The following is a 19,829-nucleotide window of genomic DNA, read 5'->3' on the forward strand; positions in this document are numbered from 1 at the left end:
CGGAACGCGGCATACTGAGGCACCCCAGCCTCGCTCAAGGAACCTGTATGCAGTTGGACCCCGCCAGCGGTTGGTGCCAGGGCATTCGTCATTGCCCTTCACCCAACTTCAACGAGCGCCCCGGTGGCGAGATTTCCCTGTTGGTGGTGCACAACATCAGCCTGCCACCGGCGCAATTCGCCACCGGCAAGGTGCATGAGTTTTTCCAGAATCGTCTGGATGTCACGGAACATCCCTACTTTGAAGGTATTGCCGACCTACGGGTTTCTGCGCATTTTCTGATTGAGCGTGATGGCGCGGTGACGCAATTTGTTTCGTGCCTGGACCGTGCCTGGCACGCCGGCGTATCGAGCTTCGAGGGCCGTGAAACGTGTAACGACTTTTCCCTGGGAATTGAACTGGAGGGTACCGATGACCTGCCTTTCACCGATGCTCAGTATCGATCCCTGATTGCCCTGACGCGCCAGTTGCTGGCGGTGTACACGGGCATTACCCGCCAGCGCATTTGTGGCCATAGCGATATCGCCCCGGGACGCAAAACCGATCCCGGACCCGAATTTGATTGGGCGCGCTTTCGCAGCGCCTTGCAGGATGGAGGACACGCACAATGAGTTTTCTGGTGTTGGTGTTGGCGGTATGGATCGAGAAATTCTCGGCCCTGCGCCAGCGTATACAACGTGATGGCGGTTGGCTGCGGGAGCTGGCGAAGCTGGAATCAAGCGCCAGCCTGGGCAAACGGCCGTGGCTGATTCTCGCGCTGCTGGTGCTGCTGCCGGTGGCATTGCTGGCGCTGTTGCTGTTGGTGCTGGAGCCAGTGGCTTATGGCCTGTTGGCGCTGCCGGTGCATTTGCTGGTGGTGATCTATAGCCTTGGCCGTGGCGATCTACTGGCCGGGTTGGGCCCGTTCCGTGATGCCTGGCGCCGGAGTGACCTGCAAGCGGCCGAACATGTGGCCGAGCGCGACTTGAGCATCAGCGCCGACAGTGGCGAGCAACTGCTGGAACGAGTCCAGGGCCATCTGTTATGGCAGGCCTATCAAAGTTTCTTCGCGGTGATTTTCTGGTACTTCCTCCTCGGGCCGGTGGCTGCCTTGGCCTACCGGTTGCTGGCGCTGGCGACCGAGCGCAGCCAGAACCCGCTGGTGGCCGAGCGCGCCGGGCAATTGCGCCATGCCTTCGACTGGTTGCCGGTACGCCTGTTGGCGGCGAGTTTTGCCCTGGTAGGCAACTTTGTGGCGGTCGGCCGGGTGATGCTGCATGAGTTGCTGAGCTGGGACATCAGCGCGGCGCAACTGGTAGAAAAGGTGGGCCTGGTGGCCGCTGAAATCCCGCCTCCGGTGGCGGGGCCTGAGGGTATCAACAGCCTCGACCGTATCTGGGAATTGCTGTTGCGCGCCGCCGTGCTGTGGTACGCCGGTTTTGCCATCTGGACCGTGTTGCCCTGATCCACCCCCCTCTGTAGGAGCGAGCTGGCTCGCGAAAAACGCAAGGACACCGCGTGCATCCAGATAGCGCGCATTATCGTCGACGTTCTTCACAAGCCAGCTCGCTCCTACCTCGTTAACCTTAAGTTACAAACCTCCTTTTCGAATTGAGCTATACAGACAGAGCGCCAAATAGTGGCTATCTGCCGCCGCCCTGCGCCCTCAATAAAAATAAAAGAAAAAGGGAGTTCACCTGTGAAGAGCTTGCTCTATCCCGCCGTCGCGTTCATGAACCGCCTGACCTTCGGCATGAAGTTCAGCCTTATCAGCGTGCTGTTCCTGTTGCCGATGCTGGCCACCAACTATTACCTGGTGCGCGACTCCTGGCGTGAATTCCAGGGCACCCGCATCGAGCTGCAAAGCCTCGACCTGCTGGGCAGCAGCCTGGCCCTGCGCCGCGACCTGGAAACCCTGAACAACCAGGTTCAGATCAACGCAACCCTCGGCCAATCAGGCAAAGCCGGCGACATTGAAAGCAAGATCGTCGCCCTGGAAGAAAAACTGCTGCAGCGCCTGCAAGGCTTCCACGCCCTGTCTGCCGACCCCGAGCAAGCCGCCGCCTTCGACGCCAAACGCGATGAAATGATCGCCGCCTTCAAGGCCCAGCAACAGGAAACCTCGCTGCTGAGCAAGAGCGCGCTGATCGGCAAACTCCTCAACAAGGCGCAGATGCTCAGCCAGATCATCGCCAGCCAGTCAGGCTTGAGCCGCGACCCTCAGGGCGACCTGCGCCAACTCAGCGAACTGATCACCAGCGTCACCCCGCAAGTCACCCAAACCCTGGGCGAAGGCCGGGCAATGGGCGCTTATTCGTTGGGTCAGGGCTTTCTCAACTCTTCCTCCAGCACCCGTTTTGATGAATTGTTGCAGCAACTGGAAAAACTCCAGGCCGAATACGGCCTGAAACTGCAAGACGCCCTCGGCGCCAGCAAACCTGCCCACGCCGCGTTGGCGAGCCTGGCGGAGGCGAGCCAGGCCAGCCTCAAGCAAGGCAGTGAGTTGTTCGAAGAGCAGGTCGTCGTGGCCGAAACCCTCGACGCTCCATGGCAAGGCTTCTACGACGAAGTCAGCACGTTGATGGCCAAGACCTATCAACTCGACGAAGCCACCTTGACCTTTCTCGAGCAGCAACTGGAGCAACGCCTGTCAGAAAACCGCACGCACATGATCGGATTGGTGGCGGCCCTGGCCTCGGTGTTTTTGCTGATCTTCTATCTGTACGCCGGGTTCTACGCCTCGACCCGCACCACGTTGCGCCGACTCGGAGCGATGATGGACAAGGTGGCGGCGGGTGACATGACCGTCACCTTTATCGCCCAAAGCCGCGACGAACTGGGGGATCTGGGTCAGGTGTTCAACGCCACCGTGGCAAAAATCCACGACCTGATCGAGCGGGTAGGGCACACCGTCAACCAGGTCGAACACCAGGCCGGGCAAGTGGAGTCGGTCTCGGCCAGCAGCAACCAGGCCGTCTCCGGCCAGCGCAGCCAGATCGAGCAAGTGGCGACCGCCATGAACCAGATGTCATCCACCGCCCAGGAAGTCGCCCGCAGTGCGGCGGCGGCGGTCAGCAGCGCCCACAGCGTCAACGAAGAAACCGTCAGCGGTCGCGGGCTGGTGCAGTCCCAGCAAGGCAGTATCGCGGCGCTGGCCTCGGAGATCGATCAATCGGTGCGGGTGATTAATCAGTTGGCCGTCGACAGTCAATCCATCAGCCGCGTGCTGGAAGTGATCAAGAGCATCGCCGAACAGACCAATCTGCTGGCGCTGAATGCCGCCATCGAGGCCGCGCGTGCCAGTGAACAAGGGCGCGGTTTCGCCGTGGTGGCCGATGAGGTGCGCACCCTGGCCCGGCGTACCCAGCAGTCCACCGAGGAAATCGAGCAGATGATTGCCAAGCTCCACAGCGGCGTCGGCGCAGCTGTGAAGGCCATGGGCAGCAGCCACGAGATGGCCAATGGCACGGTGGGGCAGTCGGAAAAGGTCCAGCAGGCGCTGGAGAATATCCTCGGTGCCGTGGGAATGATCGTCGACCAGAACCAGCAGATTGCCGCTGCCGTCGAACAACAGACGGCCGTGGCACACGACATCGATCAGAACATCGTCGAGATCAACCGTGCGGGTGAGCATGCGGCGCAGGGCGCGCACCAGACCGAAGCCGCCAGCCGGCAGTTGTCCTTGCAAGTGATCGAACTTAAGCAACTGATCGGTAACTTTCGGGTGTGAGGCACCGGGGGCGGAACCCTACCAGTTGAACAGCTCGCAGGCATTGCGGCTGCTCGCCTCAGCCAACGCTGAAGGGCTGAGGCCCATGCGCTGCGCCAGGGCGACGCAGATGTCCGGCAGATGTTCGGGGCTGTTGCGCTGGCCCGGGTACATGACGGGCGCCATGTCCGGCGAATCGGTCTCCAGCACCACAGCTTCCAGCGGCAGGCGGGCGATCACTTTGTGCATGCGCAGGGCTTGCGGCCATGTCGCGGCGCCGCCCAGGCCCAGTTTGAATCCGAGTTTGATGTATTCGCGGGCTTCTTCCTGGCTGCCGGCAAACGCGTGAATGATGCCTCCCCGTGGCAGGCGAATACGCTTGAGGGTAGCGATCACAGCCGCGTGGCTGCGGCGCACATGCAGCAGCGCCGGTAGCTGGAAATCCACCGCCAGCTTCAGTTGGGCTTCAAACAGGCTTTGCTGGCGTTCGCGGTCCAGCTGTTCGAGGAAGTAATCCAGGCCGATTTCGCCCACCGCGCACAGTTGACGGTGGCCATTCAGGCGGGTCAGCCAGTCGCCCAGTTCGGTCAGGTCGGCGGGGCGATGGTCGTCGAGATACACCGGGTGCAGACCGAAGGCGGCGAATAAATCCGCGTCGGTTTGCACCAGGTCCCACAGCCGTTGCCAATTCTGCTGATAGACCCCCAGCACCACTATCCGGCGCACGCCCAAACCGCGGCAGCGGCTCAGAACTTCAGCGCGATCAGCGTCGAAGTCCGGGAAGTCCAGGTGGGTGTGGCTGTCGATCAGCTCCACACCGCTTACTCCGAGTGAATCCGCTGCTTGAACGTGCGGCCGATGGCGTGCACCCCTGGCGCGTAGTGCTGTTCTTCAACGGCCGCCAGCGCCAGGCGCAGCGCGGTGTCGGCGATCAATTGATGCTGCTGGGCCATGGCATTCACCGGCAACGGCAGGAAATCCAGCAGTTGGGTGTCGCCAAATGTCCCCAGGCGCAGCGGGCGGGATTTGAGCGGGAAGTCATGCAGCGCATCAAACACCCCTTGCAGCAGGACGTAGGACGTCGTCACCAGCGCGTCAGGCAAATGCCCCAGGCTTTGCAGCAATTGCTCCATCAACTGTCGGCCACAGTCACGGCTGAAGGACTCGCCTTGTTCGATCAGCACTTCACCCTTGAAGTCTTTCAGCGCTTCCTTGAAGCCGGCGGCACGTTCCTGGCTGATGCTCAGCTCTGGCCGCGCGCCGATCAACACGATCTGCTTGGGCAGCGGTTGCAGCAGGCTGCTGGTCAATTGCTGGCAGGCCTGGCGATCATCACTGACCACCGAGCAGAACTGCGTAGACTCCATCACCCGGTCAATGGCGATCACCGGCAAACCCTTGGCTTGCAGCTCGCGGTAGCTGTCGTCATTGGGCGGCAGGCAGCTGGCGACAAACAACGCATCGCAACGGCGGGCGCGGAACAATTGCAGCAATTGCCGTTCACTGTTGGCGTCGTCATCGGAACTGGCGATCAGCAGCTGATAACCCCGCGCCCGGGCGCCTTGCTCCAGCAGCTTGGCGATACGTGCGTAACTGGGGTTTTCCAGGTCTGGCAGGATAAAACCCAGGGTACGGGTATGCCGGCTGCGCAGCCCGGCGGCCTGGGGGTTGGGCGTAAAGCCATGTTCTTCAACCACGGCGCGCACCCGTTCGACGGTTGCGCTGCTGATCCGTTGCTGTTCGGCCTTGCCATTGATGACGTAGCTGGCGGTGGTCACAGACACACCGGCAATGCGCGCAATATCACTGAGTTTCAAACCGGGATTTCCTTGTTTTTTAGAGCTTGCCCCGACACTTTGTCCAATCGTAACCGATTACTGCAGACGACCATTGTCGCAACTCAACAGCCGAGTGGCGCTTCAATCATGGGAAATTAACGCGTAATCTGCCATAAATTCTAGATTAAACGTTTCAGCAAGCGTATTTTTACGATTATCGCGACGAACGTGGTCCTGCCAACTGACCACTCAGTCAATTTTTTCGAACGCCTTTGCACTGATTTATTCAAAATAATACCTAGTGCGCACGCCGCACTAACTAGGAGAACGGCATGCTTGAGCTCACCCACGAGCAGATATCCATGGGCCAGACGGCTGTGGATAAGTCTGCTGCCTTGCAACTGCTCGCTGAAAAACTGGTGGCCGATGGCCTGGTCGCCGAGGGTTACCTCAGTGGCTTGCAAGCGCGTGAAGCCCAAGGCTCGACCTTTCTCGGCCAAGGCATCGCCATTCCCCACGGCACCCCCGAAACCCGCGACCAGGTGTTCGCCACCGGCGTGCGCCTGCTGCAATTTCCCGACGGCGTGGATTGGGGGGATGGCCAGATCGTTTACCTGGCGATCGGCATTGCCGCCAAATCCGACGAACACCTGCGCCTCCTGCAACTGCTGACCCGCGCCCTCGGCGAGACCGACCTGGGCCAGGCCCTGCGCCGCGCCAGCTCCGCCGAAGCTTTGCTGAAACTGCTGCAAGGCGCACCGCAGGAGCTGGCGCTGGACGCACAGATGATTGGTCTGGGCGTGTCGGCGGACGATTTCGAAGAACTGGTGTGGCGCGGCGCACGCCTGCTGCGCCAGGCCGATTGCGTGAGCAACGGCTTTGCCGCCGTCCTGCAACAAGTCGATGCGTTGCCCCTGGGCGATGGCCTGTGGTGGCTGCACAGCGAGCAGACGGTGAAGCGCCCGGGCCTGGCCTTTGTCACCCCGGACAAACCGATGCGTTACCTGGGCCAGCCATTGAGCGGCCTGTTCTGCCTGGCCAGCCTTGGCGAGGCTCACCAGACCTTGCTCGAACGCCTGTGTGCTTTGCTGATCGAAGGTCGCGGCCAGGAACTCGGCCGCGCCACCAGCAGCCGCGCCGTACTGGAAGTGCTCGGCGGTGAACTGCCGGCCGACTGGCCAAGCGTGCGCATCGCCCTGGCCAACGCCCACGGCCTGCATGCGCGCCCCGCGAAGATCCTCGCGCAATTGGCGAAAAGTTTTGACGGTGAAATCCGTGTGCGCATCGTGGAGGGTGATGTCAGCGCGGTGTCGGTAAAAAGCCTGAGCAAGTTGCTGAGCCTTGGCGCGCGGCGTGGCCAGGTGCTGGAGTTTGTCGCTGAGCCAACCATTGCCGGTGACGCCTTGCCCGCCTTGCTGGCGGCAGTGGAAGAAGGTCTCGGTGAAGAAGTCGAGCCGCTGCCAGCGGTAAGCGCCCAGCAGGTCGTCGTCGACATCGAGCCGGTGCTCAGCGCCCCGGTATCCGGCAGCCTGATCCAGGCCATCGCCGCCGCCCCCGGCATTGCGATTGGCCCGGCGCATATCCAGGTGCTGCAACCTTTCGAATACCCGCTGCGCGGTGAGTCGCCGGTGATCGAGCGCCAACGCCTGCACACGGCATTGACCGACGTGCGCCGGGATATCCAGGGCCTGATCGAGCGCAGCAAATCCAAGGCCATCCGCGAGATCTTCATCACCCACCAGGAGATGCTCGACGACCCGGAACTGACCGACGAAGTCGAGACGCGTCTCAAGCAGGGCGAAAGCGCCGAAGCCGCCTGGATGAGCGTGATCGAAGCCGCCGCCAAACAGCAGGAATCGCTGCAGGACGCCTTGCTCGCCGAGCGCGCCGCTGACCTGCGTGACATTGGCCGCCGCGTGCTGGCGCAACTGTGCGGTGTCGAAACCGCCCAGGAGCCGGACGAGCCCTACATTCTGGTGATGGACGAAGTCGGCCCCTCGGACGTGGCGCGCCTGGACCCGGTTCGCGTCGCCGGCATCCTCACCGCCCGTGGCGGCGCCACTGCCCACAGCGCCATCGTCGCCCGTGCCCTGGGCATTCCCGCGCTGGTGGGGGCAGGCCCGGCGGTGTTGCTGCTGGCCTCGGGCACGCCGTTGCTGTTGGATGGCCAACGCGGTCGCCTGCATGTCGACGCCGACGCCGCCACCTTGCAGCGCGCCACTGTCGAGCGTGATACCCGCGAACAACGCCTGCAAGCCGCCGCCGCGCAACGCCATGAACCGGCGCTGACCCGCGACGGCCATGCCGTCGAAGTGTTTGCCAATATCGGCGAAAGCGCCGGGGTTGCCAGCGCGGTGGAGCAGGGTGCCGAAGGCATCGGCCTGTTACGCACCGAACTGATTTTCATGGCCCACAAACAAGCGCCCGACGAAGCCACCCAGGAAGCGGAATACCGCCGCGTGCTCGACGGCCTCGGCGGTCGGCCACTGGTGGTGCGCACCCTGGATGTGGGCGGTGACAAACCGCTGCCTTACTGGCCGATCGCCAAGGAAGAAAACCCCTTCCTCGGCGTGCGCGGCATCCGCCTGACCCTGCAACGCCCGCAGATCATGGAAGCGCAATTGCGCGCGCTGTTGCGTTCGGCGGACAACCGTCCACTGCGCATCATGTTCCCCATGGTCGGCAGCGTGGATGAGTGGCGCCAGGCCCGGGACATGACCGAGCGCCTGCGCCTGGAAATTCCGGTGGCCGACCTGCAACTGGGGATCATGATCGAAGTGCCGTCGGCCGCGTTGCTGGCGCCGGTACTGGCCAAGGAAGTGGACTTCTTCAGCGTCGGCACCAACGACCTGACCCAATACACCCTGGCCATCGACCGTGGCCACCCGACGCTGTCGGCCCAGGCGGATGGCCTGCATCCGGCGGTGTTGCAACTGATCGACATCACCGTGCGAGCCGCCCATGCCCATGGCAAATGGGTCGGCGTTTGCGGCGAGTTGGCAGCCGACCCGTTGGCGGTTCCGGTGCTGGTCGGCCTGGGGGTGGATGAGCTGAGTGTGTCTGCGCGCAGCATTCCAGAGGTCAAGGCACGGGTACGTGAATTCAGTCTGAGCGAGGCCCAGGGCCTGGCCCAAAAAGCTCTGGCGGTGGGTTCTCCCGCCGAAGTGCGTGCGCTTGTGGAGGCCGTGTAAATGGCAAGGATTTTAAGCCTGACGCTGAACCCGGCGTTGGACCTGACGGTGCGCCTGGCGCGCCTGGAACCGGGTGAGGTCAACCGCAGTGAAGCGATGATTACCCATGCTGCCGGCAAGGGCGTGAACGTCGCGCAGGTGCTGGCGGACCTTGGTCATCTGGTGAGCGTGGGCGGTTTTCTCGGTGCAGCGAACCCACAGGCGTTCGATGCGCTGATCGCTAGTCGTGGGTTTGGCGATGCGTTCATTCGCGTGCCAGGAGAAACCCGTAGCAATATCAAGATTGCCGAACAGGATGGCCGGGTCACCGACATCAATGCACCGGGGCCGTGGGTGAGTGAGCAGGCGCAAGCTCAACTGCTGAAACTACTGGCGGTAATCGGCCCTGAATTCGATGCGGTGGTGGTCGCCGGCAGCCTGCCACGCGGCATCACCCCTCAGTGGTTCCAGGGCCTGCTGCAGCAACTGAAAAACCTCGGTTTGAAAGTCGCCCTGGACACCAGCGGCGAAGCGCTCCGCGCCGGGTTGAAGGCCGGCCCATGGCTGGTCAAACCCAATACCGAAGAGCTGGCCGACGCCCTCGGTCATGCCACGGATGCTGTCAGCCAATTGCATCGGCAAGGTGTTGAGCATGTGGTGGTCTCCGACGGTGCCGCCGGTGTGAGCTGGTACAGCGCGGATACCACGCTGCACGCCACGCCACCCAAGGTAACGGTGGCCAGTACCGTAGGGGCCGGCGACTCGCTGTTGGCCGGGATGCTTCACGGTTTGCTCAATGGCGATACGCCGGAGCAGACCCTGCGCCGCGCCACCGCCATTGCCGCGATGGCGGTCACGCAAATCGGCTTTGGCATCACCGATGAGGCACAGCTTGAGACTTTGCAGAGCGGCGTCCACGTGCGCCCGCTGACAGAACAATAAGAGGGTTGGTCATGAAGTTAGCCATTGTTACTGCCTGCCCGAACGGCATGGTCACCAGTGTGCTGTGCGCCCGCTTGCTGGACGCTGCCGCGCAGCGCCAGGGCTGGAGTACCAGCGTCGAAGTGGTGGACGTGCAACACCCGGAACGCCAATTGTCGGCGGCCACCATTGAAGCCGCCGAGTGGGTGTTGCTGGTCAGCAGCACGCCGGTGGACATGCAGCGTTTTGTTGGCAAGCGCGTATTCCGCAGCACGCCGGCCCAGGCGTTGCAGGATGTGGACGCGGTGCTGCGTCGCGGGGTCGAAGAGGCTCAGGTGCAGGAGGCTGATGCGGCACCGGCGAAAAGCACGCCGCGTATCGTCGCGATTACGGCATGCCCGACCGGCGTCGCTCACACCTTCATGGCTGCCGAAGCGTTGCAGCAAACCGCCAAGCGCCTCGGCTATGACTTACAGGTGGAAACCCAGGGCTCGGTGGGCGCCCGCACGCCGCTGAGCGCCGAGGCTATTCGTGACGCCGATGTGGTGCTGTTGGCCGCCGATATCGAAGTCGCCACCGAGCGATTTGCCGGCAAGAAAATCTATCGCTGTGGCACCGGGATCGCGCTCAAGCAATCCGAGGCGACCCTCAACAAGGCGCTGGCCGAGGGCAAGCAGGAATCCGCCGCCAGCGGTGCGGCCGCCAAACCGGAGAAGACCGGCGTCTACAAACACTTGCTCACCGGCGTGTCGTTCATGCTGCCGATGGTGGTGGCGGGTGGTCTGCTGATCGCCCTGTCGTTTGTGTTCGGCATTCATGCCTTTGAAGAAAAAGGCACCCTGGCCGCCGCGCTGAAAACCGTCGGCGACCAGGCCTTCATGCTGATGGTGCCGCTGTTGGCGGGTTATATCGCCTACTCGATTGCCGACCGTCCGGGCCTGGCTCCCGGCATGATCGGCGGCCTGCTGGCCAGCACCTTGGGCGCGGGTTTTATTGGCGGGATTTTTGCCGGTTTCCTCGCCGGCTACTGCGTCAAATTCATCAGCCGTGCGATCCGTTTACCCCAGAGCCTGGAAGCCCTCAAGCCGATCCTGATCATCCCGTTGCTGGCGAGTCTGTTCACGGGTCTTGCGATGATTTACCTGGTAGGGCCACCGGTGGCGAAGATGCTCACCGGCCTCACGGATTTCCTCAGCACCATGGGTACCACCAATGCTGTGCTGCTGGGCATCTTGCTGGGCGGCATGATGTGCGTCGACCTCGGTGGCCCGATCAACAAGGCGGCCTACGCGTTTTCCGTCGGCCTGCTGGCAGCGCAAAGCGGTGCACCCATGGCCGCGACCATGGCTGCCGGCATGGTGCCGCCGATTGGCATGGGCATCGCCACCTTCCTGGCGCGGCGCAAGTTCGCCCAGACCGAACGCGAAGCCGGCAAGGCTGCGTTGATTCTCGGCATGTGCTTTATCTCTGAAGGCGCCATTCCGTTTGCTGCCAAGGACCCGCTGCGGGTGATTCCGGCGAGCATCGCTGGCGGCGCGCTGACCGGTGCGCTGTCGATGTATTTCGGCTGCAAACTGATGGCGCCCCATGGCGGGTTTTTTGTGATGCTGATCCCGAATGCGATCAACCATGCGCTGCTGTATTTGCTGGCGATTGTGGCGGGAAGTTTGTTGACCGCTGTGGTGTATGCCTTCCTCAAACGCCCGGAGACCGTAGAGCTTTCTGTCGCACCCGCCCAGGCATAACTCGGTTCATGTGGGAGCTGGCTTGCCTGCGATCGCATCACCTCGGTGTATCAGCGTAACCGAGGTGATGCGATCGCAGGCAAGCCAGCTCCCACATTTGATCTTCGTTATGAATAAGGTCTGTGTCATATCCCCTTCATCCCTTCATGCTTAAGTTTCCCTTTTGCTGCTCGAGAGGGAACCTGCATGACCCACTTCAACCTCGGTCGCCGCCGTGTGATGCAAGCCGTCGGCGCCGGCCTGTTGCTGCCGGGCCTCGCGCCTGCGGTGATCGCCTCGGTCAAGGATCGCCCGCAACTCACCGACGGTGTGCAGTCCGGCGACCTGCTGGGCGACCGCGCGATGATCTGGAGCCGCAGCGACCGCCCGGCACGGATGGTGGTGGAGTGGGACACCCGCAGTGTGTTCAGCAACCCGCGCAAATTCGTCTCGCCCCTGGCCGACAGCCGCACCGACTTCACCGCCCGTGTCGAACTCACCGGCCTGCCTGTCGACCAGGCGATTTTCTACCGTGTGCACTTCGAAGATGCCCAAACCGGTGTGGCCAGCGAGCCCTGGTTCGGCCACCTGCGCAGCGTGCCGCAGCAACGCCGGGATATCCGTTTCGTGTGGAGCGGCGACACCGTCGGCCAGGGCTTCGGCATCAACCCGGACATCGGCGGCATGCGCATCTACGAAGCCATGCGCCTGCGCCTGCCGGACTTCTTTATCCACAGCGGCGACACCATCTACGCCGACGGCCCGGTGCCCGCGCAACTGACCACCGAGGACGGACGCATCTGGCGCAACATCACCACCGAAGCCAAAAGCAAAGTCGCTGAAACCCTGAATGAATACCGTGGCAACTATCGCTACAACCTGATGGACGAAAACGTGCGTCGCTTCAATGCCGAAGTGCCGCAGATCTGGCAGTGGGACGACCACGAAGTGATCAACAACTGGTCGCCGAGCAAGCAACTGGATGAGCGCTACAAAACCCGCGACATCAACACTTTGGTGGGCCGTGCGCGCCAGGCCTGGCTGGAATATTCACCCATGCGCCGGCAAAGCGCCGACCAGGGCGGGCGGATTTATCGCAAGCTCAGCTACGGCCCGTTGCTGGATGTCTTTGTGTTGGACATGCGCAGCTATCGCGGCCCGAACGACGACAACCTTGGCGGCGAAAAACCGTTCCTGGGGCGTGAGCAACTGGACTGGCTGAAGCGCGAATTGAAAGCCTCCCAGGCGCAATGGAAAGTCATCGCTGCGGACATGCCCATTGGCCTTGGCGTGCCCGACGGTGAGGTCAGCCCCGGCGTGCCGCGCTGGGAAGCGATCGCGAACGGCGACCCGGGCCCGGCCCAGGGTCGCGAATTGGAGATCGCCGAATTGCTCGCGTTTTTGCGGGCGCAGCAGGTGCGTAATCACGTGTGGCTCACGGCGGATGTGCATTACTGCGCGGCCCATCATTACCATCCGGATCGGGCGGCGTTTCAGGATTTTGAACCGTTCTGGGAGTTTGTCGCCGGGCCGTTGAACGCTGGGAGTTTTGGGCCTAATCCGCTGGATAAAACCTTTGGGCCGGAAGTGGTGTTCGAGAAGGCTCCGCCCGTGCAGAACACCTCGCCGTTTGCCGGGTTTCAGTTTTTTGGCGAAGTGCAGATTGATGGGCAGACGGCGGAGTTGACGGTGATTTTGCGGGACCTGGATGGGGTGTCGGTGTTTGAGCAGAAGCTGCAGCCCGCCTGATTTGGAATGCAATTAAACATGTGGGAGCTGGCTTGCCTGCGATAGCGGAGTGTCAGTCAATAATTTTTAACTGATACACCGCCATCGCAGGCAAGCCAGCTCCCACAGTTGACCTTCATTGTCTGGAGGAAATCAGTACACATCCCGGCGATAGCGGCCTTGCTCGATCAACCGCTCAACCGCCTCACTGCCCAACACCTCGTGCAGCACCTGATCCACACCCGCCGCCATCCCCTGCAAACTGCCGCAGACGTAAATCGCGGCGCCATCGGCCACCCATTTACGCAGCACATCCGCCGACTCACGCAGGCGGTCCTGAACGTAGATTTTCTCTGCCTGATCCCGGGAAAACGCCAGGTCCAGCATCGCCAGGTCACCGCTGGCCAGCCAGCCTTGCAGCTCGTCCTGGCAGTGGTAGTCGTGGGCGATATTGCGTTCGCCAAACAGCAGCCAGTTGCGCTGCTGACCGTCGGCAATCCGCGCCTTGAGCAAACTGCGCAACCCGGCAAGGCCGGTGCCGTTGCCCAGCAGAATCATCGGCACCGGCTCGCTCGGCAGGTGGAAACCACTGTTACGCCGCAGTCGCAGGCTGATGGTCGAGCCCAGTGGTGCATGTTCGGTCAACCAGCCGGAACCCACGCCCACGCTGCCATCGGGGTGACGTTCCTGGCGCACGATCAGCTCCAGCACGCCGTCGCTGGCAATCGAGGCGATGGAGTATTCGCGCATGCTCAACGGCACCAGTGCATTGACCAGCGCCTGGGCATGCAGGCCTACCAGGTGTGCGCGGTTGTCGGGTAGCTGACGACTGGCCAAAGCCTGGTCGAGGGTGTGTGCCAGGCCGTCGATCACCACACCTTCGCTGCCGGCCAGTCCCAGGCCGTCGAGGAAATGTTCGATGGCCCATGGGCAATTACGCGGCAGCACTTCTACCAGGTCACCGGCCAGCCAATCCCGTGGGGCTGGCGGGGTGAGCCCGAGCAGATAGACGCCGGAGCCGCTGCTGTCCGGATTGAGCAGGGTACGTTGCTTCAGGGTCCAGTTTTCGTAGGTCGCGCTGGCCCATGCTGCCGCGGGTGCATGGCCGGTCAGTTGGCCGAGTTGTTGTTGCCAGTGCAGCAACGCATCGGTGTCGCCGCTGTCGACTTCTACCGGGGCGAACAACGGGTTGCCGCCCTGGTTGGTCAGCCAGAAATGCAGGCGCCTGGCGAAGCCGCAGAAGTGTTGATACTGGCGATCACCCAAAGCCAGCACCGAATAGTTCAAGCCCTTGAGGGACAGGTCCTGGCCGAGCACGCTGCGCTCGAAACCCCGGGCGCTGTCCGGCGCTTCGCCGTCGCCGAAGGTGCTGACCACAAACAATGCATGGCTCGACTGGCGCAAATCGTCTTCGCTGACGCTGCCCAACGATTGCACCTTCACCGGCAAGCCGGCGGCCTGCAATTGGCCGGCGGTTTGCCAGGCCAGCTGCTCGGCAAAACCGCTCTGGCTGGCAAAGCCGATCAACCACGCCGGTGCCTCGCTGTGGTTGTCCGTCAGGCCCTTACGCGCATCGCGCACCTGGCGCTTTTTTCGGCGGCGGTCCAGGTACAGCAGCCAGCCAGTGATAAAGAACAGCGGCATCAGCAGCGCGGTGAGGGTCAGGATGATGCGGCCGGCCAGGCCGAAATAGCTGCCGGTATGCAGCGCATAGATGCTGGTGAGGATCTGTGCCTTGAAGCTTTTGCCGGCGTAGGTGTCGTGGGATTTCACCTCGCCGGTGGCCGGGTCGAGGTTGATCTGATTCAGTGCGCGGTCGTGAGGCGAGGTCTTCAGCAGGTAGTAGACGGTGGCGGGTTGCCCGGCGACCGCTGGCATCCGGATGTTATAGGCGCTCAAACCAGGCCCGGCATTGCTGTAGATGCTGCTCCAGATCGCGTCGTAATTGGCCACGGGCGCTGGGCCTTCCGGCGCCGGGCCGCGTTTGCGTACGCGTTCGTTTTGCGGGGCGTCGGACAGCAGTTTGGTCAGGCCATTGCTGTACCACTCGTAGGACCAGAACAGCCCGGTCAGCGCCGCCAATAGATAGAACAGCAGGCACCAGGTGCCGAACACCGAGTGCAGGTCCCAGTTGAAGCTGCGGCCCTTTTTGCGCCAGTCGAGGGTCAGCCATGCGCGCCAGCTGGCCACCTGGCGCGGCCAGCGCAGGTACAGGCCCGAGAGGCAGAAGAACACCAGGATCAGCGTACAGGCGCCGGTGATTTGCCGGCCGGTGTCGCCGATGGCGAGGAAGCGGTGCAGTTGCAGCACGAAGCCGAAGAACTCCTGGCCGACGGCATCGCCCAGGTAGTCGCCGGTGTACGGGTCGAAGTAGCGCATCTGGCCACGACGTTCACCGGGCGGCGGGGTGAACCAGACCTTGGCGGCGTCGGTGCTGTCGGGTTGCACCGTGAGCATCGACACCACTTTGCCTTCACGGGCCTCCAGCAGGCGCACCAGTTCAGCGGGCGGCAGTACGCCGGCCGGACGTTCTTCCACCGTCAGCACCGTCGGGTTCAGCGCCTCGATGATTTCATCCTGGAACGACACCGTCGCGCCGGTGATCCCCATCAACGCCAACACCAGCCCGGCGGTAATGCCGAAGAACCAATGCAACTGGAACAGGGTTTTCTTCAACACGTCGTACGGCCTCGTCATCAGGTTAGGTGTTTCACGGCGCGCATTATGCCGCGAGTTGTCGAGAAACATTCTTTTTTACACGCAAAAACCCCACGCATCCGATGCGTGGGGTTTTTGCGGTGATGTGTATCGGTTTAGAAATGGAAACTGGTGGTCAGCATCGCCGTGCGGCCCGCTGCCTGGTTGGCGAAGTGTGCCGCGAACGCCTTGTCGTAATACGTCTTGTCGGTGAGATTTTGCACGTTCAGCTGCAGGTCGACGTTCTTGGTCAGCTTGTAGCTGGCCATGGCGTCGTAGCGGGTGTAGGACGGCACGTAAACGGTGTTGCCCACGTCGCCATAGACCTCGTCGACATAGAACGCGCCACCGCCGATGGTGAGCTTCGGTGTCACGTCATAGGTGGTCCACAGGCTGAAGGTGTTCTTCGGCGTGTTGGGCATCTGGTTGCCTTTGTTGGAGCCGGCACTGACGACGCCGTTACGGCCGTTCAAGCCTGGGTCCACCAGTTCGCTTTTCAGGTAGCTGTAGCCGGCGAACACTTGCCATTGATCGGTGAGCTTGCCGCTGGCGGAAAGCTCCAGGCCGTCGACGCGGGATTCACCACCGTTCTCATAGGTCAGCGCGTCCACCAGGATGCGCGTGTTTTTCTTCTCGGTGCGGAACACCGCGGCGGTCAGGGACAGGCGGTCGTGGAACATGTCCCACTTGGTGCCCAGCTCGTAGTTGACGGTTTCTTCGGGTTTCAGGTCGCTGATCGCGGCGCCGGCAGACAGCGGGTTGCCATCGGCACCTTCGCCCACCAGGCCGCCGGCGGGCGATGCCGAAGTGGCGTAGGACGCGTAGATGCTGCCGTTTTCCACCGGCTTCCAGACCAGGCCGGCCTGCCAGTTGAAGAACTGGCTGTCGTTCTTGATCTTGCTGCGGGCCTTGGCGGTAGCGCTCGGCACCGCGTTGGTGTTGGCCACGGTGTCGAAGGTGTCGTAGCGGAGGCCGACGTTCAGCAGCCATTTCGGGTCCAGCTCGATGGTGTCGAACACATAGGCCGCACGGCTGGTGGCTTTGGTGTTGGTACCGTTGTAGTTGCGCGCGATGCTGCTGGTCCAGGCATCATCCGGGTTCGGGTTGCTCAACGACGTACAGCTGGGCGCGGTGCCGGGGTTGCACACTTGCGCGTTGTTGGAGTTGCCGAAGTTGTAGCCGCTGACGCGGGTTTCTTCACCGGTAAATTCCAGGCCAGTGGAGTAAGAATGCTTGAAGCCCAGGGCCTGGAAGCTGCCAAACAGGTCCGTCTGGTTGGTGGTGGTTTCGGTGGTGGACACCCGTGCGTTGGCGCGGCGCCATACGGTGCCGAACTGGCTGACATTACGCTTGCTGTCGTCCGGTTGCGTGAGGATGTAGTCCTGCCCGGTGTTGCCATGGCGCAAGGTGTTTTTCAGCGTCATGTTGTCGTTCAGGTCGTGCTCGATGGAGACCGTACTGATGTCCGCGCGGGTCTTGCGAAAGTCGCGGCTCTTCAGGCCGTAGAAGTTATTGCTGTCACCGCCATCGGTGGGTTTGTCATGTACGTGGGCGGTGGCGGTCGGCGAGCTGTAGCCATACGGAATCCCCGAATCCGGCAGGTCGTTGCTTTCCATGTGGTAGTAGCTGAGGTTGACGCGAGTCGGGGTGCCCAGGCCAAAGGTCAGCGACGGGGCCACGCCCCAACGGTCGTAATTGACGGCGTCACGCCCGGCGACGTTCTGTTCGTGGCTCATCAGGTTCAAGCGGAACGCCGCGCTGTCGAGGAACTGGCGGTTGACGTCGAGCACATAGCGGCGGGTCTGGTCGGAGCCGTAGGTGAAGCCGCCGTTGGTGAAGTCCCGCGCCTGTGGCGTCTTACTCACCAGGTTGAGGCTGCCGCCAGCCGAACCGCGGCCGCCGAAGGACGAATTGGGACCTTTGCTCACTTCGATGGACTCGATGTCGAAGATCTCGCGGCTCTGGCCGCCGGTGTCGCGTACGCCGTCGAGGTAGGTATCGCCCTGGGCGTCAAAGCCGCGAATGAACGGACGGTCGCCCTGGGGGTTACCGCCTTCACCGGCGCCGAAGGTAATCCCCGGCACGGTGCGCAACGCGTCCTGCAACGAGGTGGCGGCGGTGTCCTTGAGGACTTGCTGCGGCACAACGGTGACCGAGCGCGGAGTGTCTACCAGCGGTGCGGTGTACTTTTGCGAAGAGGCTTTTTCGACCTGGTAGGACGTGCTGTCCTGTTCCTGGCCGGTGATGCTGGTGGCTCCCAGGGAAATGCTGTTGCGCTCGCCTTTCTGCTCGGTGTTTTCAGCCGCTTGCGCCAGTTGGGCGGCAGAGCTTGCGCTGATGGCAACGCCGATGGCCGAGGCCAGCAAACGCGGTGAACTGGCAGGTGTTTTTATTGAAGTGCGCGGCATGAAAGTGTCCTTTCCCCAAGGAGGTGAGGCCGCGGAATATAGGGAGAACAAGACTTTATATCAATTGCGATACATTACTATTCGCGCTGAATTTACGTTCTTTACACTTTTTGCTTACGGTTTTTACATTCTCGTTCGTCATCGGGCGGCGGTGGGGTTGTACACAGTCAATAAGAATCACTACCATTGGCGCCTCACTGTTTTCAGGTAATGCCCCCATGTTGCTGCACATTCCCGGCCTGTTCTCTCGCGAGGAAGTGCTGCGCATCCGCGAAGCCCTGACGCACACCGAGTGGGCCGACGGCAAAATCACTGCCGGGCATCAATCGGCCAAGGCCAAACACAACCTGCAACTGCCGGAAGGCCACCCACTGGCGCAGGAAATCGGCGCGGCGATTCTTGATCGACTGTGGAAAAATCCGCTGTTCATGTCAGCGGCGTTACCGCACAAGGTCTTCCCTCCGTTGCTCAACTGTTACACCGCCGGTGGCAGTTTCGACTTTCATATCGACAATGCCGTGCGCCAGTCCAAGGGCAGCCACGAGCGAGTGCGCACCGACCTGTCCTCCACGGTATTTTTCAGCGACCCCGACGACTACGACGGCGGCGAGCTGGAAATCCAGGACACCTTCGGCCTGCAGCGGGTCAAGTTGCCGGCGGGCGACATGGTGCTGTACCCCGGCTCCAGCCTGCACAAAGTCAACGCCGTGACCCGTGGCGCGCGCTACGCCTCGTTTTTCTGGACCCAAAGCCTGGTGCGCGAAGACAGCCAGCGCACCTTGCTGTTCGAGATGGACGGTGCGATCCAGCAACTGAGTCGGGACGTGCCCGACCACCCGGCGCTGATCCAGCTCACCGGCACCTATCACAATCTGCTGCGCCGCTGGGTTGAGGTCTGAGCGTGGGCTTTTTATTGCGTCGTGAAGAAGTGCTTAACGTTGAGCAATTACAGGCCATGCTCGACGATTCCCCGGTGCGCGCCGCCCAGGCGATTTTGATCGCGGCGAAAGAGGGCGCTGTGGATGCCCAGGCGCTGCTCGGGCAAATCCTGCTGGAAGGGCGCGGCATCGAACGCGATGAAGCGCTGGCGGTGCGCTGGTTCCGGATCGCGGCCCACGGTGGGCATTTGATGGCGCGCAACATGCTAGGGCGTTGCCTGGAGCATGGTTGGGGGTGTGGGGCAGATGCCGTGGCGGCGGCCCGGGAATATCGGCTGGCGGCGGAGGCCGGGCTGGATTGGGGCTTGTACAACTACGCCAACCTGCTGGCGACCGGGCGCGGGGTTGCCGAGGATCAAACCCAGGCGCTCGCGTGTTATCGACAGGCGGCGCAATCGGGCCATGCCAAGTCGATGAACCTGCTGGGGCGTTATCTGGAAGAAGGGCAGTTCTGCCCGAGGGATCTGGAGGCGGCGGTGGCGTGGTATCGCCGGTCAGCGGAAGGCGGGGATTTTCGCGGGCAGTTCAGTTATGCGGCGGTGTTGGCGGACCGGGGCGAGATAGAAACGGCACTGGAATGGTTGCGCAAGGCACTGGCGGGCGGGAATTTGAAGTTCTTGCGGGTGGCGCACAAGGCGTTGTCTGCCGCCAATGACCCGCGGATACGGGCGATGGCCGAGATTTATCAAGAGCATGCGATTGAACTTGATCGTTCCCACGCGCTGCGTGGAAATGCCGCCCTGGACGCTCTAACGACGTGACGCAGAGCGTCACCGG

13 protein-coding genes are annotated in these 19,829 nt (G+C 62.3%); 9 read left to right on the top strand and 4 right to left on the bottom strand.

The features are described 5' to 3' along the window. Positions 1-47: 47 nt before the first annotated feature. From ampD to ACUN0G_RS17720, 3 genes are all read left to right on the top strand, one after another. Positions 48-611: a 1,6-anhydro-N-acetylmuramyl-L-alanine amidase AmpD gene (gene ampD, locus ACUN0G_RS17710; protein WP_445573922.1), complete on the top strand. Its 564-nt coding sequence runs from the start codon at positions 48-50 to the stop codon at positions 609-611. Continuing rightward, complete coding sequence (ampE, locus tag ACUN0G_RS17715) at positions 608-1,444, top strand: regulatory signaling modulator protein AmpE (RefSeq protein ID WP_421525587.1); 837 nt, start codon at positions 608-610, stop codon at positions 1,442-1,444. The genes ampD and ampE overlap by 4 nt, the downstream gene beginning before the upstream one ends. Before the next feature lie 1,560 nt (positions 1,445-3,004). Beyond that, positions 3,005-3,709 (top strand): methyl-accepting chemotaxis protein, encoded by a 705-nt coding sequence (locus ACUN0G_RS17720; protein WP_445575561.1) that lies wholly within the window; start codon positions 3,005-3,007, stop codon positions 3,707-3,709. 18 nt (positions 3,710-3,727) lie between these two features. Here ACUN0G_RS17720 and ACUN0G_RS17725 read toward each other — a convergent pair whose 3' ends face one another. After that, the gene (locus ACUN0G_RS17725) at positions 3,728-4,504 is read right to left on the bottom strand and encodes a TatD family hydrolase (RefSeq protein ID WP_258348167.1); all 777 of its coding nucleotides are present in this window, start codon (positions 4,502-4,504) and stop codon (positions 3,728-3,730) included. Between the two features lie 5 nt (positions 4,505-4,509). Next, on the bottom strand, positions 4,510-5,505 hold the full coding sequence (cra, locus tag ACUN0G_RS17730) for a catabolite repressor/activator (protein WP_445573923.1): 996 nt from the start codon (positions 5,503-5,505) through the stop codon (positions 4,510-4,512). A 293-nt stretch (positions 5,506-5,798) separates the two neighbouring features. On the opposite strand from cra, the gene ptsP reads away from it, so the two are divergent. The 4 genes from ptsP to ACUN0G_RS17750 all read left to right on the top strand — a co-directional run bounded on the left by ptsP (position 5,799) and on the right by ACUN0G_RS17750 (position 13,030). Then, on the top strand, positions 5,799-8,657 hold the full coding sequence (gene ptsP, locus ACUN0G_RS17735; RefSeq protein WP_445573924.1) for a phosphoenolpyruvate--protein phosphotransferase: 2,859 nt from the start codon (positions 5,799-5,801) through the stop codon (positions 8,655-8,657). Continuing rightward, entirely contained in the window at positions 8,658-9,578 is a 921-nt protein-coding gene (pfkB, locus tag ACUN0G_RS17740; RefSeq protein WP_445573925.1) for a 1-phosphofructokinase, read from the top strand. A gap of 11 nt (positions 9,579-9,589) precedes the next feature. After that, positions 9,590-11,302, top strand: a complete 1,713-nt coding sequence (locus ACUN0G_RS17745) for a PTS fructose-like transporter subunit IIB (protein ID WP_445573926.1) — start codon at positions 9,590-9,592, stop codon at positions 11,300-11,302. A gap of 186 nt (positions 11,303-11,488) precedes the next feature. After that, positions 11,489-13,030 carry an alkaline phosphatase D family protein gene (locus ACUN0G_RS17750; protein WP_445573927.1) on the top strand — a complete coding sequence of 514 codons (1,542 nt, stop codon included), beginning with the start codon at positions 11,489-11,491 and terminating at the stop codon, positions 13,028-13,030. 132 nt (positions 13,031-13,162) lie between these two features. On the opposite strand, the gene ACUN0G_RS17755 is transcribed toward ACUN0G_RS17750, so the two are convergent. Beyond that, positions 13,163-15,688, bottom strand: a complete 2,526-nt coding sequence (locus ACUN0G_RS17755; protein WP_445575562.1) for a PepSY domain-containing protein — start codon at positions 15,686-15,688, stop codon at positions 13,163-13,165. A gap of 134 nt (positions 15,689-15,822) precedes the next feature. Further along, positions 15,823-18,114, bottom strand: a complete 2,292-nt coding sequence (locus tag ACUN0G_RS17760) for a TonB-dependent receptor (protein WP_445573928.1) — start codon at positions 18,112-18,114, stop codon at positions 15,823-15,825. A gap of 218 nt (positions 18,115-18,332) precedes the next feature. On the opposite strand from ACUN0G_RS17760, the gene ACUN0G_RS17765 reads away from it, so the two are divergent. Together ACUN0G_RS17765 and ACUN0G_RS17770 are read left to right on the top strand one after the other, a co-directional pair. Further along, the gene (locus ACUN0G_RS17765; protein WP_063027088.1) at positions 18,333-19,013 is read left to right on the top strand and encodes a Fe2+-dependent dioxygenase; all 681 of its coding nucleotides are present in this window, start codon (positions 18,333-18,335) and stop codon (positions 19,011-19,013) included. Positions 19,014-19,015: 2 nt separating this feature from the next. Then, positions 19,016-19,813, top strand: coding sequence for a tetratricopeptide repeat protein (locus tag ACUN0G_RS17770; RefSeq protein WP_445573929.1), 798 nt, complete (start codon positions 19,016-19,018; stop codon positions 19,811-19,813). The last annotated feature ends 16 nt before the right edge of the window (positions 19,814-19,829 follow it).

This window comes from Pseudomonas sp. 32A (assembly GCF_052682255.1).

What these genes read in the sequence shown, in the direction of transcription:
- ACUN0G_RS17745 (WP_445573926.1), top strand. Translation starts at nt 9,590, where the DNA reads ATGAAGTTAGCCATTGTTACTGCCTGCCCGAACGGCATGGTCACCAGT.
- ACUN0G_RS17720 (WP_445575561.1), top strand. Translation starts at nt 3,005, where the DNA reads ATGTCATCCACCGCCCAGGAAGTCGCCCGCAGTGCGGCGGCGGCGGTC.
- ampE (WP_421525587.1), top strand. Translation starts at nt 608, where the DNA reads ATGAGTTTTCTGGTGTTGGTGTTGGCGGTATGGATCGAGAAATTCTCG.
- ptsP (WP_445573924.1), top strand. Translation starts at nt 5,799, where the DNA reads ATGCTTGAGCTCACCCACGAGCAGATATCCATGGGCCAGACGGCTGTG.
- ACUN0G_RS17765 (WP_063027088.1), top strand. Translation starts at nt 18,333, where the DNA reads ATGTTGCTGCACATTCCCGGCCTGTTCTCTCGCGAGGAAGTGCTGCGC.
- pfkB (WP_445573925.1), top strand. Translation starts at nt 8,658, where the DNA reads ATGGCAAGGATTTTAAGCCTGACGCTGAACCCGGCGTTGGACCTGACG.
- ACUN0G_RS17750 (WP_445573927.1), top strand. Translation starts at nt 11,489, where the DNA reads ATGACCCACTTCAACCTCGGTCGCCGCCGTGTGATGCAAGCCGTCGGC.
- ampD (WP_445573922.1), top strand. Translation starts at nt 48, where the DNA reads ATGCAGTTGGACCCCGCCAGCGGTTGGTGCCAGGGCATTCGTCATTGC.
- ACUN0G_RS17760 (WP_445573928.1), bottom strand. Translation starts at nt 18,114, where the DNA reads ATGCCGCGCACTTCAATAAAAACACCTGCCAGTTCACCGCGTTTGCTG.